A 1,294-nucleotide genomic window follows, 5' to 3' on the forward strand; every position below is an offset into this window, starting at 1 on the left:
GCCTCGGGTTGTACTGACCCCAAAAAGTTGGACAGTTAAACACGAGGCACATAGGTCTGGGTTCGATATTCAATTGGACTCAGACCTTTTAATTTCAGGCTAATTCTTCTGCTGTTGTAGTAGTCAATATATTCCGTAACAGCATCCTTCAGTTCGCTTATATTACTGAACTCGTCAAGATAAAAACACTCCGACTTTAAGGTTCCAAAGAAACATTCCACGACTGCATTATCCAGACAATTGCCTTTTCTGGACATGCTCTGTGTAATGCCTTGTTCTTTAAGGATGTTTTGATACCTTCTCATACGATACTGCCATCCCTGGTCAGAGTGCAGAATAGGATGCTCGTGAGGCTTAAGCTTTTTGAATGCCTGATCGAGCATATTCTCGACCATGTTCATCACAGGTCTTTCCGACAGGCTGTAAGAAATAACTTCGTTGTTGAAGAGATCTATTACTGGAGACAAATACAGCTTTCGCCCATTGACTGCAAATTCAGTAACGTCGGTAACCCACTTCTCGTTTGGCCGTGTAGCCTTGAAATCCCTTTGGAGAACATTGGGGGCGGTTTGCCCTACCTCTCCTCTGTAGGAGCTGTATCGCTTGACCTTAATCGCTGCCTTAAGCGAGAGGGTTCCCATCAGGCGCTGAACGGCTTTATGGTTAATCCGTTCCCCGTCTCGATGGAGAGACAACGTTACCCTACGGTATCCGTAACGACCTTTATTCTCGTGATAAATCTCACCAATACGCTTTTTAACATCCGCATACTTATCAGGCTTGCTGAGAGCCTTTAGATGGTAATAAAACGTACTGCGCGGTATCTCCGCTGCCTTGAGAAGCTCATCAAGAGGGTAAAACTGCCTTAGCTCGTTGAGTACTTTCACTTTTTCGCGGGATGAGCTAAGGCTTTCAGCTTTTTTAGATACGTAAGCCGCATTTCAAGGAATCGAACTTGTCTTTCAAGATCCTCAATACGTCGGTCTTTCGACAGCTCCAATGCTAACGCCGCTTTTTCTGGATCAACTGACATTGTAATGTTTCTTTTGGTGCCGATCTTGAGTGCGCGTAAACCAGCTTCTCCGTGCTCCTCATAGACTTTCAGCCACTTGGCTACAGAACCACTACCAGCAAGCATAAAGTGAGCAGCAGCCTGATTGAGGGACATCTGCTGCTCGGTCACGGCTTTCACGACCTTAATGCGCAACTCTGGATCAGCACTAACGCCTTTAGGTTTGGGAATTAAACCTTTTTCTCCATGTTTTTCATAGAGGGCAACCCACGTCCTGACCTG

General features: G+C 45.7%; 1 protein-coding gene. It reads right to left on the minus strand.

Translation table 11 applies throughout. The features are described from left to right. Positions 1–35: 35 nt before the first annotated feature. Positions 36–1,294 (minus strand): IS3-like element ISKpn8 family transposase gene (locus tag ACMWKA_RS25645; RefSeq protein WP_096198832.1). Its coding sequence is split into 2 segments (ribosomal slippage), with 1,260 coding nucleotides annotated over them: positions 36–925 and positions 925–1,294; the frame shifts between segments, so codons are not numbered across the junction. This gene is flagged as partial in the annotation.

Source organism: Enterobacter sp. 03-F-07-AD-ECC (genome assembly GCF_047530935.1).
Taxonomy (GTDB): Bacteria; Pseudomonadota; Gammaproteobacteria; order Enterobacterales; family Enterobacteriaceae; genus Enterobacter; species Enterobacter cloacae.